Source organism: Streptomyces sp. GbtcB6 (assembly GCF_019091475.1).
GTDB classification, from domain to species: Bacteria; Actinomycetota; Actinomycetes; order Streptomycetales; family Streptomycetaceae; genus Streptomyces; species Streptomyces hyaluromycini.
In genome coordinates this window covers 17,010-31,469 of the sequence record NZ_JAGXJL010000021.1, presented here as the reverse complement: position 1 = coordinate 31,469, position 14,460 = coordinate 17,010, and the positions used below count along the sequence as shown (strand labels likewise).

The 14,460-nt window shown below is 72.4% G+C and carries 14 protein-coding genes and 1 pseudogene; 13 read left to right on the top strand and 2 right to left on the bottom strand.

Translation table 11 applies throughout. The annotated features are described in order from the left end of the window. Positions 1-93: 93 nt before the first annotated feature. The 8 genes and pseudogenes from KVT45_RS30945 (at position 94) to KVT45_RS30910 (ending at position 8,178) form a co-directional block, all read left to right on the top strand. Positions 94-1,281, top strand: a complete 1,188-nt coding sequence (locus tag KVT45_RS30945) for an MBL fold metallo-hydrolase (RefSeq protein ID WP_217552436.1) — start codon at positions 94-96, stop codon at positions 1,279-1,281. 158 nt (positions 1,282-1,439) lie between these two features. Further along, entirely contained in the window at positions 1,440-2,600 is a 1,161-nt protein-coding gene (locus KVT45_RS30940) for a DUF4037 domain-containing protein (protein WP_217552563.1), read from the top strand. Positions 2,601-3,015: 415 nt separating this feature from the next. After that, positions 3,016-4,833: pseudogene (locus tag KVT45_RS30935) on the top strand (ATP-binding protein); the annotation flags it as partial. A gap of 659 nt (positions 4,834-5,492) precedes the next feature. Beyond that, positions 5,493-5,927 (top strand): roadblock/LC7 domain-containing protein, encoded by a 435-nt coding sequence (locus tag KVT45_RS30930; RefSeq protein ID WP_089107225.1) that lies wholly within the window; start codon positions 5,493-5,495, stop codon positions 5,925-5,927. A 2-nt stretch (positions 5,928-5,929) separates the two neighbouring features. Further along, entirely contained in the window at positions 5,930-6,301 is a 372-nt protein-coding gene (locus KVT45_RS30925) for a DUF742 domain-containing protein (protein WP_217552435.1), read from the top strand. Beyond that, on the top strand, positions 6,279-6,878 hold the full coding sequence (locus KVT45_RS30920; protein ID WP_217552434.1) for an ATP/GTP-binding protein: 600 nt from the start codon (positions 6,279-6,281) through the stop codon (positions 6,876-6,878). The genes KVT45_RS30925 and KVT45_RS30920 overlap by 23 nt, the downstream gene beginning before the upstream one ends. A 61-nt stretch (positions 6,879-6,939) precedes the next feature. Further along, positions 6,940-7,521, top strand: coding sequence for a GAF domain-containing protein (locus tag KVT45_RS30915; RefSeq protein ID WP_217552433.1), 582 nt, complete (start codon positions 6,940-6,942; stop codon positions 7,519-7,521). A gap of 57 nt (positions 7,522-7,578) precedes the next feature. Further along, complete coding sequence (locus KVT45_RS30910; RefSeq protein WP_217552432.1) at positions 7,579-8,178, top strand: TetR/AcrR family transcriptional regulator; 600 nt, start codon at positions 7,579-7,581, stop codon at positions 8,176-8,178. On the opposite strand, the gene KVT45_RS30905 is transcribed toward KVT45_RS30910, so the two are convergent. Together KVT45_RS30905 and KVT45_RS30900 are read right to left on the bottom strand one after the other, a co-directional pair. Continuing rightward, complete coding sequence (locus tag KVT45_RS30905) at positions 8,175-9,371, bottom strand: YbfB/YjiJ family MFS transporter (protein ID WP_254647602.1); 1,197 nt, start codon at positions 9,369-9,371, stop codon at positions 8,175-8,177. The two genes, KVT45_RS30910 and KVT45_RS30905, sit on opposite strands and share 4 nt — an antisense overlap. After that, entirely contained in the window at positions 9,368-9,670 is a 303-nt protein-coding gene (locus KVT45_RS30900; RefSeq protein WP_217552431.1) for a muconolactone Delta-isomerase family protein, read from the bottom strand. Before KVT45_RS30900 ends, KVT45_RS30905 begins: the two co-directional genes overlap by 4 nt. A 107-nt stretch (positions 9,671-9,777) precedes the next feature. Between KVT45_RS30900 and KVT45_RS30895 the strand changes: the two genes are divergently transcribed. The 5 genes from KVT45_RS30895 (at position 9,778) to KVT45_RS30875 (ending at position 14,417) form a co-directional block, all read left to right on the top strand. Beyond that, the gene (locus KVT45_RS30895) at positions 9,778-10,707 is read left to right on the top strand and encodes a LysR family transcriptional regulator (RefSeq protein WP_217552430.1); all 930 of its coding nucleotides are present in this window, start codon (positions 9,778-9,780) and stop codon (positions 10,705-10,707) included. A gap of 128 nt (positions 10,708-10,835) precedes the next feature. Then, the gene (locus KVT45_RS30890; RefSeq protein ID WP_217552428.1) at positions 10,836-11,549 is read left to right on the top strand and encodes an SDR family NAD(P)-dependent oxidoreductase; all 714 of its coding nucleotides are present in this window, start codon (positions 10,836-10,838) and stop codon (positions 11,547-11,549) included. A gap of 53 nt (positions 11,550-11,602) precedes the next feature. Next, a complete protein-coding gene (locus tag KVT45_RS30885) occupies positions 11,603-11,974 on the top strand; it encodes a nuclear transport factor 2 family protein (RefSeq protein ID WP_217552427.1) in 372 nt (123 codons plus the stop codon). A 177-nt stretch (positions 11,975-12,151) separates the two neighbouring features. Then, positions 12,152-13,180, top strand: a complete 1,029-nt coding sequence (gene tdh, locus KVT45_RS30880; RefSeq protein WP_217552425.1) for an L-threonine 3-dehydrogenase — start codon at positions 12,152-12,154, stop codon at positions 13,178-13,180. Between the two features lie 43 nt (positions 13,181-13,223). Continuing rightward, entirely contained in the window at positions 13,224-14,417 is a 1,194-nt protein-coding gene (locus KVT45_RS30875; RefSeq protein ID WP_217552561.1) for a glycine C-acetyltransferase, read from the top strand. Positions 14,418-14,460 lie beyond the last annotated feature (43 nt).

Below are 14,460 nucleotides of genomic sequence, written 5' to 3'. Positions count from 1 at the left end.
GGTCAGTATTGGGAGGCGGATGGTGCGGTGTCAACGCCGACTGTCACAAGGGCCGACCATAATGGGGACCTCGGCGACACCACTGGAGGTACCGTGACCGGTTTGCGATCCCTGAGCTCCGGGCTCCGCGTGCTGCGGCCCGCTGCCTTCGGCGCGGACCCCGGCGGCGAGCGCCTGGCCCGTATCCAGGGCTCCCCGCACTTCAAGGACGGTGTCTTCCAGAACCCCGGCGGCACCACCCGGATGCGGCCCTCGGGGTCGATGCTGGAGTTCGCGAAGACCTACTTCGAGAAGGAGCAGCGCGCCCGCAGGGCTCCCCGGGGCACCGTCCCGGTGTACCCCACCACCGTCGCCGATCTCGGCAGGCCCGCCGCCACCGGCCTGCGCGTGACGTGGATGGGCCACTCCAGCGTCCTCGCGGAGATCGACGGGCACCGCGTCCTGTTCGACCCCGTCTGGGGCGAGCGCTGTTCCCCGTTCCCGTTCGCCGGGCCCAAGCGGCTGCACCCGGCGCCGCTGCCGCTGGCCGCGCTGGGCCCCGTCGACGTGGTGGTGATCTCGCACGACCACTACGACCACCTCGACCTGCCCACCATCAAGGCACTGGCCGGCACCGACACCCTGTTCGCCGTGCCGCTCGGGGTCGGTGCCCATCTCGAACAGTGGGGCATCTCCGCCGACCGGCTGCGCGAGCTGGACTGGCACGAGGAGACCAAGGTCGGCGGACTCACCCTGACGGCCACCCCCGCCCGCCACTTCTGCGGCCGGGGGCTGCGCAACACCCAGCACACCCTGTGGGCGTCCTGGGTCGTGGCCGGCGAGGAGCACCGGATCTACCACAGTGGTGACACCGGCTACTTCGACGGCTTCAAGGACATCGGCGCCGACCACGGGCCCTTCGATGTGACGATGATCCAGATCGGCGCGTACAGCGAGTACTGGCCCGACATACACATGACGCCGCAGGAGGGCATGCGCGCCCACCTCGACCTCCAGGGCGGGCAGCCGCACGGCGTGCTGCTGCCGATCCACTGGGGCACCTTCAACCTCGCCCCGCACGCCTGGGCCGAGCCGGGGGAGTGGACCAAGGACGCCGGCGACGAGGCGGGCCAGGCGGTCGCGCTGCCGCGTCCCGGCGAGCCCTTCGAGCCGTCCGGCAAGCTGCCCGCGGATCCGTGGTGGCATACGGTCTCGGCGCCGATCGCCCGGCCCTGGCGCGGCGAGAAGCGGCCGGAGGTCGCGCCCGGGCAGGGGGACCTCGACCTCGCGGGCGAAGTGTGACCTCGCGGGCGACCGGTGACGGCGGGCCGGTGGGCGCGAGCGGCGAGGAAATCGTGACGAAGGGCCTGTGACGCCGTCACCGGTGTGGCGATGGCGTGAAAATGGCGTGCATGCCCCTGCACAACCTGGGCAGGGGCATCGTCATGAGCCATGCACATATGCCAAGTCCTTCTTTTTTACCGGGACTTGAGCTCTCCCGACGCTTCTACACCGAGGCCGTACGCCCACTGCTGGAGGAGGCCGCTCCCGGCATACCCCACTCCGCTGCCCGCATCGGCGCGGGCTCCGAAGTGCTCGGATACGACACCGAGCGCTCCGCCGACCACGAATGGGGGCCGCGGCTCCAGCTCTTCCTGCACTCCCACGATGTGAGCCGCCACGCCGGACGCATCAGACATGTGCTCGCCGAACACCTTCCGAAGACCTTCCACGGCTGGCCCACCCACTTCGCCGCCACGGGGGACCGGGACATCCGCGTCATGCGGGTCACCGACGGTCCGGTGCACCACCGCGTCGAAGTGACCGGCGTCTCCTCCTGGTTCCGCGCCACCCTCGGCTTCGACCCCGCCTCCGGAGTCACCCCGGCGCACTGGCTCGCCATGCCCACCCAGCTCCTCGCCGAGGTCACCGCCGGTGCCGTGTTCCACGACGGCCTCCACACGCTCACCCCGGCCCGCACCGCCCTGCGCTGGTACCCCCACGACCTCTGGCTCCACGTCCTCGCCTGCCAGTGGCAGCGCATCGCCCAGGAGGAGGCCTTCGTCGGCCGCTGCGGCGAGGTCGGCGACGAACTGGGTTCCGCCGTAGAGGCCTCCCGCCTGGTCCGCGACCTCATGCGGCTCTCCCTGCTGATGGACCGGCGCTACCCGCCCTACGGCAAATGGCTCGGCAGCGCCTTCGCCCGCACCCCCGCGGCCCCGCGGCTCACCTCCGAACTCACCGCCGTCCTCGCGGCCACCGACTGGCACCTGCGCGAGCGTCATCTGGTCCAGGCGTACGAGATCGTCGCCCACCTGCACAACGAACTGGAGCTCACCGACCGGGTCGACCCGGCCACGCGCACCTATCACGCCCGGCCCTTCCGGGTGCTGCGCGCCGACCGCTTCACCCGGGCCCTCAGCGCCCGCATCAAGGACCCGGACATACGGGCGTTGCGCAGGACCGGCGCGGTGGACCAGTTCATCGACAGCACGGAGGTCCTGAGCCGCCCGGACCTGACCCGGGCCGCGACCGACGCGGTGACGGGCATCGTCGCCCACGACGGCCCGCGCCGCGCACCGACGAAGAGCAGTCAAGGCCAAAGGGGTCACCGTGGGTGACGTTCCGGGGGTGGCGGAGAGGGCACGGAAGCCCCTGCGGCCGTCCGGTCCGACCGGTCGAGGGTGCGCGGACGGGGGGTCGGCGAGCGGGACGGAGCGGCGGGAGCCCCGGCTCGCGTCTTCTGTGCGTGACCGTTTCTGAGCAGGTCGGATCGGTCGATGACTGTTCGGGAGTGGAGTGTCGAGGGGGGTATCGGTCTTTCGTACGACGGCTCATACCAGAGCGGGACCATCTCCGGGGGACTTTGTCAACTGCCCACCGCACATGATGCCTTGGCGACTACTGTGAGTGTCCGTCGGGCGAGGCGGGGCCGAATTCTTTTGCGGTCCCCTCGGCCGACACTGCGATGGCGCATGCCCAACTCGCGCGACCCGCGCGAGGAACCAGGCCCGACGGACCAGTACGAGGACGCAGATGTCTCACCTCCGTGCACCGGCCGCCCGCGCCGACCGCCGTGAGGGCGGCCGGCACGGACGGCCGGTCGCCCGACCCGTTCCCGCGCTGCCCGAGACCCACATACGGCCTCAGCTCATGCGTCTGGCGGTGCTGCCGCCGGTCGCGGTGGCGCTCAGCGGCTGCGCGGCCGTCCTCTTCACCGTCCGCTCCACCGGCGCCCGGCCCAGCCTCAGCCTGCTGGCCGTGCTCGCCGGAGCGGTCTCGGTGACGGCCGCGGGCATCGTGATCGCCGCCGTGGCCGCGGGCCGCGCCGCCCGCTCGGTCAGCGACCGCGTCGCCGTCCTGCGCCGCAACGCAGCCCGCGGCGAGGCCGATCTGCTGGCCCTCGTCGACGCACTGCGCCGCGGCGAGACCCCGCCCCCGCGCAAGCCGCGCGGCGGACCGCCCGAGGACGCAGACGACTTCGAGCTGCTCGCGGCCGACCTGTCCCGCGCGCACGACGGCGCCGTCACCGCCGTCGTACAGGCGGCCCAGCTCTCCAGCCAGGCCGGCAGCGAACAGAAGCTGGAGGTCTTCGTCAACCTGGCGCGGCGCCTTCAGTCCCTCGTGCACCGGGAAATCTCGATCCTCGACGAACTGGAGAACGAGATCGAGGACCCTGACCTCCTCAAGGGCCTCTTCCACGTCGACCACCTGGCCACCCGCATCCGACGGCACGCCGAGAACCTCGCCGTCCTCGGCGGCGCCGTGTCCCGGCGGCAGTGGAGCAACCCCGTCTCCATGACCGAGGTGCTGCGCTCCGCCATCGCCGAGGTCGAGCAGTACTCCCGGGTCAAACTCGTCCCGCCGATCGACGGCGAACTGCGCGGGCACGCCGTCGCCGACGTCATCCACCTCCTCGCCGAACTCGTCGAGAACGCCACCGTGTTCTCCGCCCCGCACACCCAGGTGCTGCTCCGCGCCAACCTCGTCACCTCCGGCCTCGCGGTCGAGGTCGAGGACCGCGGACTCGGCATGCCGGTCGGCGAGCAGTCCAAGATGAACGCCCTGCTCGCCGACCCCGACCAGGTCAACGTCGCCAGCCTGCTGGCCGACGGCCGTATCGGCCTCTTCGTCGTCTCCCAGCTCGCCCGCCGGCACGGCATCAACGTCCGCCTCCAGACCAACATCTACGGCGGAGTCCAGGCCGTCCTCGTCGTCCCGCAGGGCCTGTTGGGTACGGCCCCGGGCACACCCGGAGCACCCGGGGCCCTCCCGCAGCCGCGCTCCACGGCGACCGGGGGCGACGCGCCGGGGGCGCCCGGTGGTGGTGCTGGTGCGCCCGGAGCCGGGGAAGCCCGGTCGTCCAAGGGGACCGGGGCACTGGAGGGCGTGCGGCCCGGCGGTGCCGCCGGGCCGGACACGGGAGCCGGAAGCCGGGCCGCCGCGGGCGGTTCGCCGGCGGGCCGAGGACCCGGGCAGCAGCAAGGTCCCGCCACGCCCGCCGCCGGTGGCCGCCGCCGGCACGCGCAGCACGGGGGCGGTCCCGCGCCGCTGCCGGTGCGCGGCGCCCAGGAGACCCGCGCGAACCCCGCCGAGGCGCTGCCCGGCATCCGGCCCGAGGACCGGTCCGCGGTCGCCGAGCACGCGGGCAGCCCGCCCGTGCCGCGCGTCGGCGCCGTGCGCGGCACCATGGGCAAACCCCAACTGCCCCGCCGCCGTGCCCAGGAGCACATCGTTCCCCAGCTCCGCGGCGGCCCGGCGCCCCGCCAGGAAAACGAGGTCCCGGCCGGACACGACCCCGGCCTGATGGCCGCCTTCCAGCGCGGCATCGGCCTCGCCGAAGCCCAGCAGCACCTGGAGGCCACCCAGGTGGAGCCGACCACCGCCGAGTCCATGGGCGGGGCACATGGCGCATCCCTCCATGACGGGTTCACCGGTACGGGCTTCGCCGACATGGCCGCCGGCGACGGATCCGGCGACCGGCCGACCAACACGTCCCATGCCACGCACATGGACTCCACGCACATGGACTCCACGCACATGGATGCCACGCACACGGGGGCGGCACATACGGACGTCACGTACATGGAGGCCGGGTACCTGACTCCGCACCACACAGCTCCCGGCCACACAGGCCCGGACCAGTCGGCCCGGGACCGCATGACGCCGGCCCCCATGACGCCGGACCCCCTGGTCTCAGGCCACCTGACCTTCGACCACCTGACCTCCGACCACACGGCCTCGGATCACAAGACCTCGGACCTCATGACCACAGGTCACCCGGCGGCCACGGACCACATGTCCCCCACACACATGAGCCGGACGCACCGGGACCCCGCCGACACCCAGTCCGCGTCCCGACCCCAGTCGTACTCCCAGGCCCTGCGCCCGGTGCACACCTCCGACTTCACCACCCGGCCCGACGGGAGCGCACCGGCCGGATGACCAGCACCGTCTCCACCCCCACCCCCACCGCTCCCGCAGACCTTCGTACCCCAAGGAGTCGATCCACCATGGCGAGCGATGCGCCGACCGCCCAGGTATCCGACCTCGACTGGCTGATGAGCGGCCTAGTGCAGCGCGTACCGCACACCACCAGCGCGGTGCTCCTGTCCTGCGACGGACTGGTGAAGTCCGTCCACGGCCTGGACCCCGACAGCGCCGACCACATGGCGGCGCTCGCCTCCGGCCTGTACTCGCTGGGCCGCAGCGCGGGCGTCCGGTTCGGCGACGGCGGGGACGTCCGCCAGGTCGTCGTCGAGCTCGACTCGACGCTGCTGTTCGTCACCACGGCCGGCTCCGGTACCTGCCTCGCCGTGCTGGCGGGCCGGGAGGCCGACGCCGCCGTCCTCGGCTACGAGATGGCGATGCTGGTCAAGAGCGTCCGCCCGTACCTCGTCACCGCGCCCCGGCAGCATGCCGTCGAATCCACGGCGATGAGGCCTTGAGGGTGGCGGCAGCCGGCGACGGGCCCTGGCTCGACGACGCGGCCGGACGCCTCGTGCGTCCGTTCACGGTCAGCAACGGCCGCACCGAGCCCAGCATCGCCCTCGACCTCATGTCGCAGGTGATGGCGACCGGGTCCACGCCCCTCGGCTACCTCGGCCTAGAGCACGCGCAGGCACTCGACCTGTGCCGCGCCCCCGTCTCGGTCGCCGAGGTCGCCGCGCACCTCAAACTGCCCGCCGTGGTCACCAAGGTGCTGCTCTCCGACCTCGTCGACTGCGGGGCGCTGACCGCCAAGCCCCCCGTGTTCCACCACAACCCCACTGACCGGTCCCTCCTGGAGGCAGTGCTCGATGGACTACGACGACAGCTCTGATCCCTTTCCCACCGCGCTGAAAATCCTGGTGGCCGGTGGGTTCGGGGTCGGCAAGACCACCTTCGTGGGCGCGGTCAGCGAGATCGCCCCGCTGTCCACGGAGGAACTCCTCACCACGGTCGGTGCCGCGACCGACAGCCTCGAAGGGATCGAGAACAAGGTCGAGACGACCGTGGCCATGGACTTCGGCCGCATCACCCTGGACCCGGAACACGTCCTCTACCTGTTCGGCACGCCCGGACAGGAGCGGTTCTGGTTCATGTGGGACGAGCTGTCCGAGGGCGCGCTCGGCGCGGTCATCCTCGCCGACACCCGCCGTCTGGAGGACTGCTTCGCGGCCGTCGACTTCTTCGAGGAGCGCGGCCTCGGCTTCATCGTCGCCATCAACGAGTTCGACGGTTCCTACCGCTACGACCCCGACGAGGTGCGCGCCGCCATCGATCTCGACCCGGAGATCCCGGTGGTCCGCTGCGACGCCCGGATCTCCAGTTCCGGCGTCCAGACCCTGCTCACCCTCGTCCGCCATCTCATCGCCCACGCTCCGGTCTCCGCGCCGAGCCACGGCGCCCACATGTGAACCCCCAACACCCCTCACGGAGCCCGTATATGACCCACGTCCACTGCGACGGAGCCCGCGCATGAGGTACGACCCGTCGCGCCCGGCCGGCCGGCTGCTGCTCACGCCCGAGGACAAGGAGGCACCCGAGCGCACCCGGCGCCTCGGCCAACTGCGCCTGGGCGCACACCCGGACCCCGCCCTGGACGCCTACGCGGACCGGCTCGCCGAGATCACCCGGGCGCCGTACGCCATGGTCAACTTCATCGACGTGAACCGCCAGTTCTTCGCGGGTCTGCACCTGCCGGACGTGGCACCGCCCGTGGTGCGACCCGACGGCAGCACACCGGTACTGGGCCGGGAGCTGCCCCGCGACCATGGCTTCTGCCCCCATGTGGTGGTCCGGCGCAAGGCGCTGGTCCTGGAGGACGTCTGCGACTACCCGCGGTTCGCGGGCAACCCGGTCGTCGACGACTTCGGCATCCGTTCCTACCTGGGCGCCCCGCTGATCGACAGCACGGGGACGGTACTCGGCACGGTGTGCGTGGTCGACGTGGAGCCGAGGCCCTGGGGCCGGCCCGGTCTGGAGACGATCAAGTCGTCGGCGGTGGAGCTGGTGGCCCGCATCGAGCGGCGCGAGGCCGACGGTCTGCCGCTGCTGTGACGACGGGAACACCCCCTTCACTAGCCGACCGGTCTAGTATCTCCGTACCCTGGTGGCATGGGACGTACCAGTGACGCCAGGCGGAAGATCCTCGACGCCGCTCGCTCGCTGATCGAAGGGCGTGGCTACTCCGCGCTCGGCGTGGCCGAGATCTGCAAGGCGGCCGGGGTGCCGAAGGGCAGTTTCTACTACTTCTTCGAGTCCAAGGAGGCCCTCGCGCTCGCGGTCGTCGACGAGCACTGGGCCGCCCAGAAGCGCGACTGGACCCGGGCCCTGACCGGTGACGCGGAGCCGCTGCGGCGGCTGCGCCGGCTGCTCGAGGAGACCGAGGCCGGCCAGCTCGCCGGCCAGCGGGGCTGCGGGACCGTGGCGGGCTGTCTGTTCGGGAACCTCGCCCTGGAGCTGAGCAACCAGACCGATGCGGTCCGCGGACGGCTCCAGGAGATCTTCGATGCCCAGGTCGACATGGTGGAGTCGGTCGTCGCCGAGGCCCGTGAGCGCGGCGACGTGGGCGTGACCGACACCAGGGAGGCGGCACGGGCGGTGGTGGCCCAGCTGGAGGGCCAGGTGATGTTCGCCAAGCTGTACAACAGCACCGGCCGGCTGAGCCCGCTCTGGCAGAACTGCCGGGCCCTGCTCGGTGTGACAGCGGCCTAGGAGCGGGTGGCGGCCCCGGCCGGTCGCCGCTGTCGTACCGGCACTGTGTGGTCCCGGCCCATGTGGTGCGGGAAGCCGATCCGCAGCACGGCGGCCGCGACGGCGGCCGCGAGGACCACCAGGGCGGCCAGCAGCAGCGCCTGGTGGTAGCCGTGGCGCAGCAGCGGGGCGACGACCAGGGGGCCGAGGATCTGGCCGACGGAGTATCCGGCGGTCAGCAGGGCGACGGAGCGCGGGAAGCGCAACTGCGCGCCCGTGGCCAGGGCGAGGGTGCTCACGCCCAGGAACGTGGCGCCGAACAGCACGGCAGAGCCGAGGGCGGCGGCCGTGCTTCCGCTCAGTGCGGGCAGCGCGATGCCGGCCGCCTGGATCGTGAGCGCGGTGAGCAGCAGGCCGGGGCGGGACCAGCGGCGCCCGAGCCGGGCCCACAGCGCCGAGGACGGTACGGCGGCCAGCCCCACGAGCACCCACGCGCCGCTGCCGACCCAGCCGGGGGAGCCCTGGCCGATCGCCGCGACCAGGAAGGTACCGGCGACGATGTAGCCGACACCCTCCAGGAAGTAGCTGAGGAACAGCGCGCCGAACCATCGGTGGGTGCGGGCCCCGGGCCGGTCCCCGGCCGCCGTCGCGGCCGGCGCGTCCTCGGGCCGTAGTCGCCACGCGGCCGCGGCCAGCACTGCGGTGAGCGCGGCGGCCGCCCACCAGGCCGCCCGCCAGTCGGAGACGGAGCGCAGGGCCAGGACCAGCAGGCCGGACAGCGCGATGCCGGCGCCCACCCCGCCGAAGGCCCAGCCGGGCAGGTGCGCAGGGTGCTCCCGCAGATGGTGCAGCAGCGAGGCGACCGCGATCACGAACACCAGTGCGCTTGCCGCTCCGGCCGACAGCCGCAGCGCGGCCCACACCGCCGTGCTGTGGGTGAGGGGCATCGCGGCGAGCGTGGCGGTGAGCAGGATCAGCGAGCCGCGCAGCACGGCGCGGGACCGGACCAGTGCGGGGGCCAGGGTGCCGGCGAGCGCGCCGAGGAGGTAGCCGGCGTAGTTGGCGGTGGCCAGGTTCGCCCCGGCACCGGCGGACAGGCCCGCCCGGGCATGCATCAGGGGCAGGATCGGGGTGTACACGAAACGGCCGACGCCCATGCCCGCGGCGAGTGCGGCGGCGGCCCTGGCCACATGGGCCCAGGGAGAGGCGGTCATCGGGTGCCGTCGACCCGGCCCGGGTCGTTGGGGTGGGACTCCAGCGGGGTGACGGTGAGCGTCATCCACGGACGCAGCGGCAGGGTGCCCAGCACCTTCTCGTGGAGTTCCGCCTCGTCGTCCGCCAGCCACACGCCGATGCTGCGCAGCTCGCCCACCGGGCGCCACAGCCGGAACAGGTGGCCGGTGGCGGCCAGTTCCCCGGCGCGGACCGCCTCGGCCGCCCGCCGCCGGTCGACCTCGTCCTGGCCCGTTCCCTCGGGGATGTCGGTGGTGATCTCGACCAGGAACTCTCGCACGATGTGCTCCCTCCGTTGTCGCTGACTCCATCGTGCGCCGCCGCCGGCAACGGTGCCACGACCGGCCGACTCGCTGCTGGGAGGCGCAGCCTCCCAGCGCGCGTAGCATGACGCGCGTGGAACTGCGCCAGCTGCGCTACTTCGTCGCGGTCGCCGAGGAGCTGAACTTCGGCCGGGCCGCCGAGCGGCTGCTCATCGCGGGCCCCTCGCTCTCCCAGCAGATCAAGGCGCTCGAACGGGACCTGGGCGTCCGGCTGTTCGACCGGGACCGCCGCTCGGTCTCCCTCACCCCCGCCGGCGCCGCGCTGCTCCCGCACACCCGGGACCTGCTGGAGCGGGCCGACGACCTCAAGCGCCGGGCGGGCCGGCTCTCGGGCTCTCAGCCGGTCCGGCTCGGGTACGTCAACTGGCTTCCGCCGGACCTCGGTTCGCGGACGGCCGCGGTGGCCCGGGTCCATGTGGACGCCTGGGTCGCGCCCTCCCACACCCAGGCCGCCCGGGTCGCCGACGGCAGCCTGGACCTCGCCGTCTGCTGGGTGCGTACCGAGGACCTCGAACGGCTCGGGCTGCGGGCCCGGCTGATCGGCGCGGACCGGCTGTACGCCGTCGCGAAGGGCACCGACACGAGCGACCTGCCGGCCCGGGACGCTGACGTCCTGATCGACGACGACATCACCTCCTGGGCCTCCTGGAACGGGTACGCCGAGGAGCTCACGCAGGCCGTCGGCGCCCGTGCGGTGCGCATCTCCGACGGTGCCGTCACCGGCCCTGCCTACTTCGACCACGTCCGGCGCTGCACCCGGCCCGTCCTCAACTCGCCCAAGGGCCAGACCGCTCCGCTCCCGCCCGACCTGGTCCGCCGCGAGATCGTCGCGCCGAAGGTGTACTGGACCTGGTCCCTGGTCTGGCGCGCGAGCGAGGACCGCGCCGGCGTCCTGGCCGCCGTCGACGCCCTGTGCGAGGGCGTCGGCGACCTCGGGATCCACGCCCCGGACGCCTGGCTGCCCACCGGCGACCCGTACGCGCTCCACGGCTGAGCTGCGCTGGGAGCCTGTACCTCCCAGCAGGGAGGAAGCCGATCCTGGCACCCCCGACGGACCCGGCCTACCTTCAAATAGTCGACCGGTCGGCTAGTAACCGGTCAGCCACTACGGAGAAGGTCATCATGAGCACGCAGCAGCAGAAGGTCGCGATCGTCACCGGCGCTTCGCAGGGCATCGGCGCCGCCCTCGTCGAGGGCTACCGCAAGCTCGGCTTCGCGGTCGTCGCCACCTCGCGCACCATCGCCCCGGCCGACGACGCCGGCGTCCTGACCGTCCAGGGCGACATCGCCGACCCGGCGACCGCCGAGCGGGTGGTGGCCGCCGCCGTCGAGCGGTTCGGCCGTGTCGACACCGTGGTCAACAACGCCGGCGTCTTCGTCGCGAAGCCCTTCACCGACTACACGGCCGCGGACTACGCCGCCGTGACCGGCATCAACGTCGCCGGCTTCTTCCACCTCACCCAGCAGGCGGTCCCGCACCTGCTCGCCCAGGGCGGCGGACACATCGTCAGCGTCACCACCAGCCTGGTCGACAATGCGGACGCCCGGGTCCCCTCCGTCCTGGCCTCGCTGACCAAGGGCGGCCTGCAGTCCGCGACCAAGTCCCTGGCGATCGAGTACGCCACCCGTGGCATCCGCGTCAACGCGGTGTCGCCCGGCACCATCAAGACTCCGATGCACCCGGCGGAGACCCACGAGTTCCTCGCCGCCCTGCACCCGGTCGGCCGGATGGGTGAAGTGAGCGACATCGTCGACGCGGTCCTCTTCCTGGAGACCGCGCCGTTCGTCACCGGCGAGATCCTGCACGTCGACGGGGGTATGAGCGCCGGACACTGACGGCACGGCACGTCACCCCAGCACCTCACCCGGGCAATCGAAAAGGAGCGGACATGACCAGCACGGCGGACGACACGGCGATCCTGACCGGGGTCCTCGACCGGTGGAAGGCGGCCGTCGACGCACACCGACCCGAGCGCGTCGCGGCCGAGTTCACCGAGGACGCCGTCTTCCAGGGACTGCACCCCTACAGCGTCGGACGGCAGGGCGTCGCCGCGTACTACGACTCCCAGCCCCTCGGCATGAAGGCGGCCTACCGGGTCCTGGAGACCCGGTGGCCCGCCGAGGGCGTCGTCCTCGGCTACCTGGCCGTCGAGTTCTCGTTCACGGACCGGCCCCCGCTGGACGTCAAACTCTCCGTCCTCGTCACCCGGACGGGCGAGGACTGGCGCATCGCCCACTACCAGGTCTCCCGCCTCGACTAGCCCTGTCCTGCCGGGCGTTCCGCGGGCGTGAAGCGGAGCTGTGGCGGCGCTTAAGAAATCCTCGATGGACCGATGCGCCCGGGTGCGGCAGATTGCTGTGAGATTCCACCCCCCTCCCCGGCCGCGGGCCGCCTCGGCGACCCCGCGGCCGGGACCTCACGCACAGGAGCCGTAGCGTTGAAGGCGCTGGTCAAGGAGAAGGCGGAGCCCGGGCTGTGGCTCACGGACGTTCCGGAGCCCGCGGTCGGTCCCGGTGACGTACTGATCAAGGTCCTGCGGACCGGTATCTGCGGCACCGATCTGCACATCCGGGCCTGGGACGGCTGGGCCCAGCAGGCGATCACCACTCCGCTCGTGGTCGGGCACGAGTTCGTCGGCGAGGTCGCGGCGACCGGCCGGGACGTCACCGACATCAAGGTGGGCGACCGGGTCAGCGGCGAGGGCCACCTCGTCTGCGGCAAGTGCCGCAACTGCCAGGCCGGGCGGCGCCATCTGTGCCGGGCCACGGTCGGCCTCGGCGTCGGCCGCGACGGCGCGTTCGCCGAGTACGTCGCGCTGCCCGCCGGCAACGTCTGGGTGCACCGGGTCCCCGTCGACCTCGACGTGGCCGCGATCTTCGACCCGTTCGGCAACGCCGTGCACACCGCGCTCTCCTTCCCGCTGGTCGGCGAGGACGTCCTGATCACCGGCGCGGGGCCGATCGGTCTCATGGCCGCCGCCGTGGCCCGGCACGCGGGCGCCCGGCACGTCGTGATCACCGACGTCAGCGAGGAGCGCCTCGAACTCGCCCGCAAGATCGGCGTGAGCCTCGCCCTGAACGTGTCGCAGGCGCGGATCGCCGACGGGCAGCGGCAGCTGGGGCTGCGCGAGGGCTTCGACATCGGCCTGGAGATGTCCGGCCGGCCCGAGGCCATGCGCGACATGATCGCCAACATGACGCACGGCGGCCGTATCGCCGTGCTCGGCCTGCCCGCCCAGGAGTTCCCCGTCGACTGGGCCCGGATCGTCACCTCGATGATCACCATCAAGGGCATCTACGGCCGTGAGATGTTCGAGACCTGGTACGCGATGTCGGTGCTGCTGGAAGGCGGACTCGACCTCGCCCCCGTGATCACCGGCCGCTACGGCTACCGCGATTTCGAGGCGGCCTTCGCCGACGCGGCGAGCGGCCGCGGCGGCAAGGTCATCCTCGACTGGACCCACTGACGGACCCACTGACGGACCCGCTGACGACTCCCAAGGACTGATGATGTTCGACTCCGTGCGCGACGACCTGCGCGCCACCCTCGACGAGATCCGCGTCGCCGGACTGCACAAGCCCGAGCGCGTGATCGGCACCCCGCAGTCCGCGACCGTCGCCGTCACCGCGGGCGGCCGTCCCGGCGAGGTCCTCAACTTCTGCGCCAACAACTACCTCGGCCTCGCCGACCACCCCGAGGTGATCGCCGCCGCGCACGAGGCGCTGGACCGCTGGGGCTACGGCATGGCCTCGGTCCGCTTCATCTGCGGCACCCAGGAGGTCCACAAGGAGCTGGAGGCCCGTCTGTCGGCGTTCCTCGGCCAGGAGGACACGATCCTGTATTCCTCCTGCTTCGACGCCAACGGCGGTGTCTTCGAGACCCTGCTCGGCGAGGAGGACGCGGTGATCTCCGACGCCCTCAACCACGCTTCCATCATCGACGGCATCCGCCTCTCCAAGGCCCGCCGCCTCCGCTACGCCAACCGCGACCTGGCCGACCTGGAACGGCAGCTGAAGGAGGCGCAGAGCGCCCGGCGCCGGCTGGTCGTCACCGACGGCGTCTTCTCCATGGACGGCTATGTCGCGCCGCTCCGCGAGATCTGCGACCTCGCCGACCGCTACGACGCGATGGTCATGGTCGACGACTCGCACGCCGTCGGCTTCGTCGGCCCGTCCGGCCGCGGCACCCCCGAGCTGCACGGCGTGATGGACCGCGTCGACATCATCACCGGCACCCTCGGCAAGGCCCTCGGCGGCGCCTCCGGCGGCTATGTCGCGGCCCGCGCCGAGATCGTCGCCCTGCTCCGCCAGCGCTCCCGCCCCTACCTCTTCTCCAACACCCTCGCCCCGGTGATCGCGGCGGCCTCGCTGAAGGTCCTCGACCTGCTGGAGGCGGCGGACGACCTGCGGGTCCGGCTCGCCGAGAACACCGCCCTGTTCCGCCGCCGGATGACCGAGGAGGGCTTCGACATCCTCCCCGGCGACCACGCGATCGCCCCCGTGATGATCGGCGACGCGGCCGTGGCGGGCCGGATGGCCGAGCTGCTGCTGGAGCGCGGCGTGTACGTGATCGGCTTCTCGTACCCGGTGGTCCCGCAGGGGCAGGCCCGGATCCGGGTCCAGCTGTCCGCGGCCCACTCGACGGACGACGTCGACCGCGCGGTGGACGCCTTCGTCGCGGCCCGGGCCGAGCTGGCCGGCTGAGCCGACGGGTCGGCAGGTCGCCGGGGCAGCGGGTCGTCGGGCC

Bases quoted from the DNA above. Each gene is read 5' to 3' on its own strand.
- KVT45_RS30940 (WP_217552563.1), top strand. From the start codon at position 1,440: ATGCCAAGTCCTTCTTTTTTACCGGGACTTGAGCTCTCCCGACGCTTC.
- KVT45_RS30915 (WP_217552433.1), top strand. From the start codon at position 6,940: ATGAGGTACGACCCGTCGCGCCCGGCCGGCCGGCTGCTGCTCACGCCC.
- KVT45_RS30930 (WP_089107225.1), top strand. From the start codon at position 5,493: ATGGCGAGCGATGCGCCGACCGCCCAGGTATCCGACCTCGACTGGCTG.
- KVT45_RS30895 (WP_217552430.1), top strand. From the start codon at position 9,778: ATGACGCGCGTGGAACTGCGCCAGCTGCGCTACTTCGTCGCGGTCGCC.
- KVT45_RS30890 (WP_217552428.1), top strand. From the start codon at position 10,836: ATGAGCACGCAGCAGCAGAAGGTCGCGATCGTCACCGGCGCTTCGCAG.
- KVT45_RS30885 (WP_217552427.1), top strand. From the start codon at position 11,603: ATGACCAGCACGGCGGACGACACGGCGATCCTGACCGGGGTCCTCGAC.
- KVT45_RS30875 (WP_217552561.1), top strand. From the start codon at position 13,224: ATGTTCGACTCCGTGCGCGACGACCTGCGCGCCACCCTCGACGAGATC.
- KVT45_RS30905 (WP_254647602.1), bottom strand. From the start codon at position 9,371: ATGACCGCCTCTCCCTGGGCCCATGTGGCCAGGGCCGCCGCCGCACTC.
- KVT45_RS30920 (WP_217552434.1), top strand. From the start codon at position 6,279: ATGGACTACGACGACAGCTCTGATCCCTTTCCCACCGCGCTGAAAATC.
- KVT45_RS30910 (WP_217552432.1), top strand. From the start codon at position 7,579: ATGGGACGTACCAGTGACGCCAGGCGGAAGATCCTCGACGCCGCTCGC.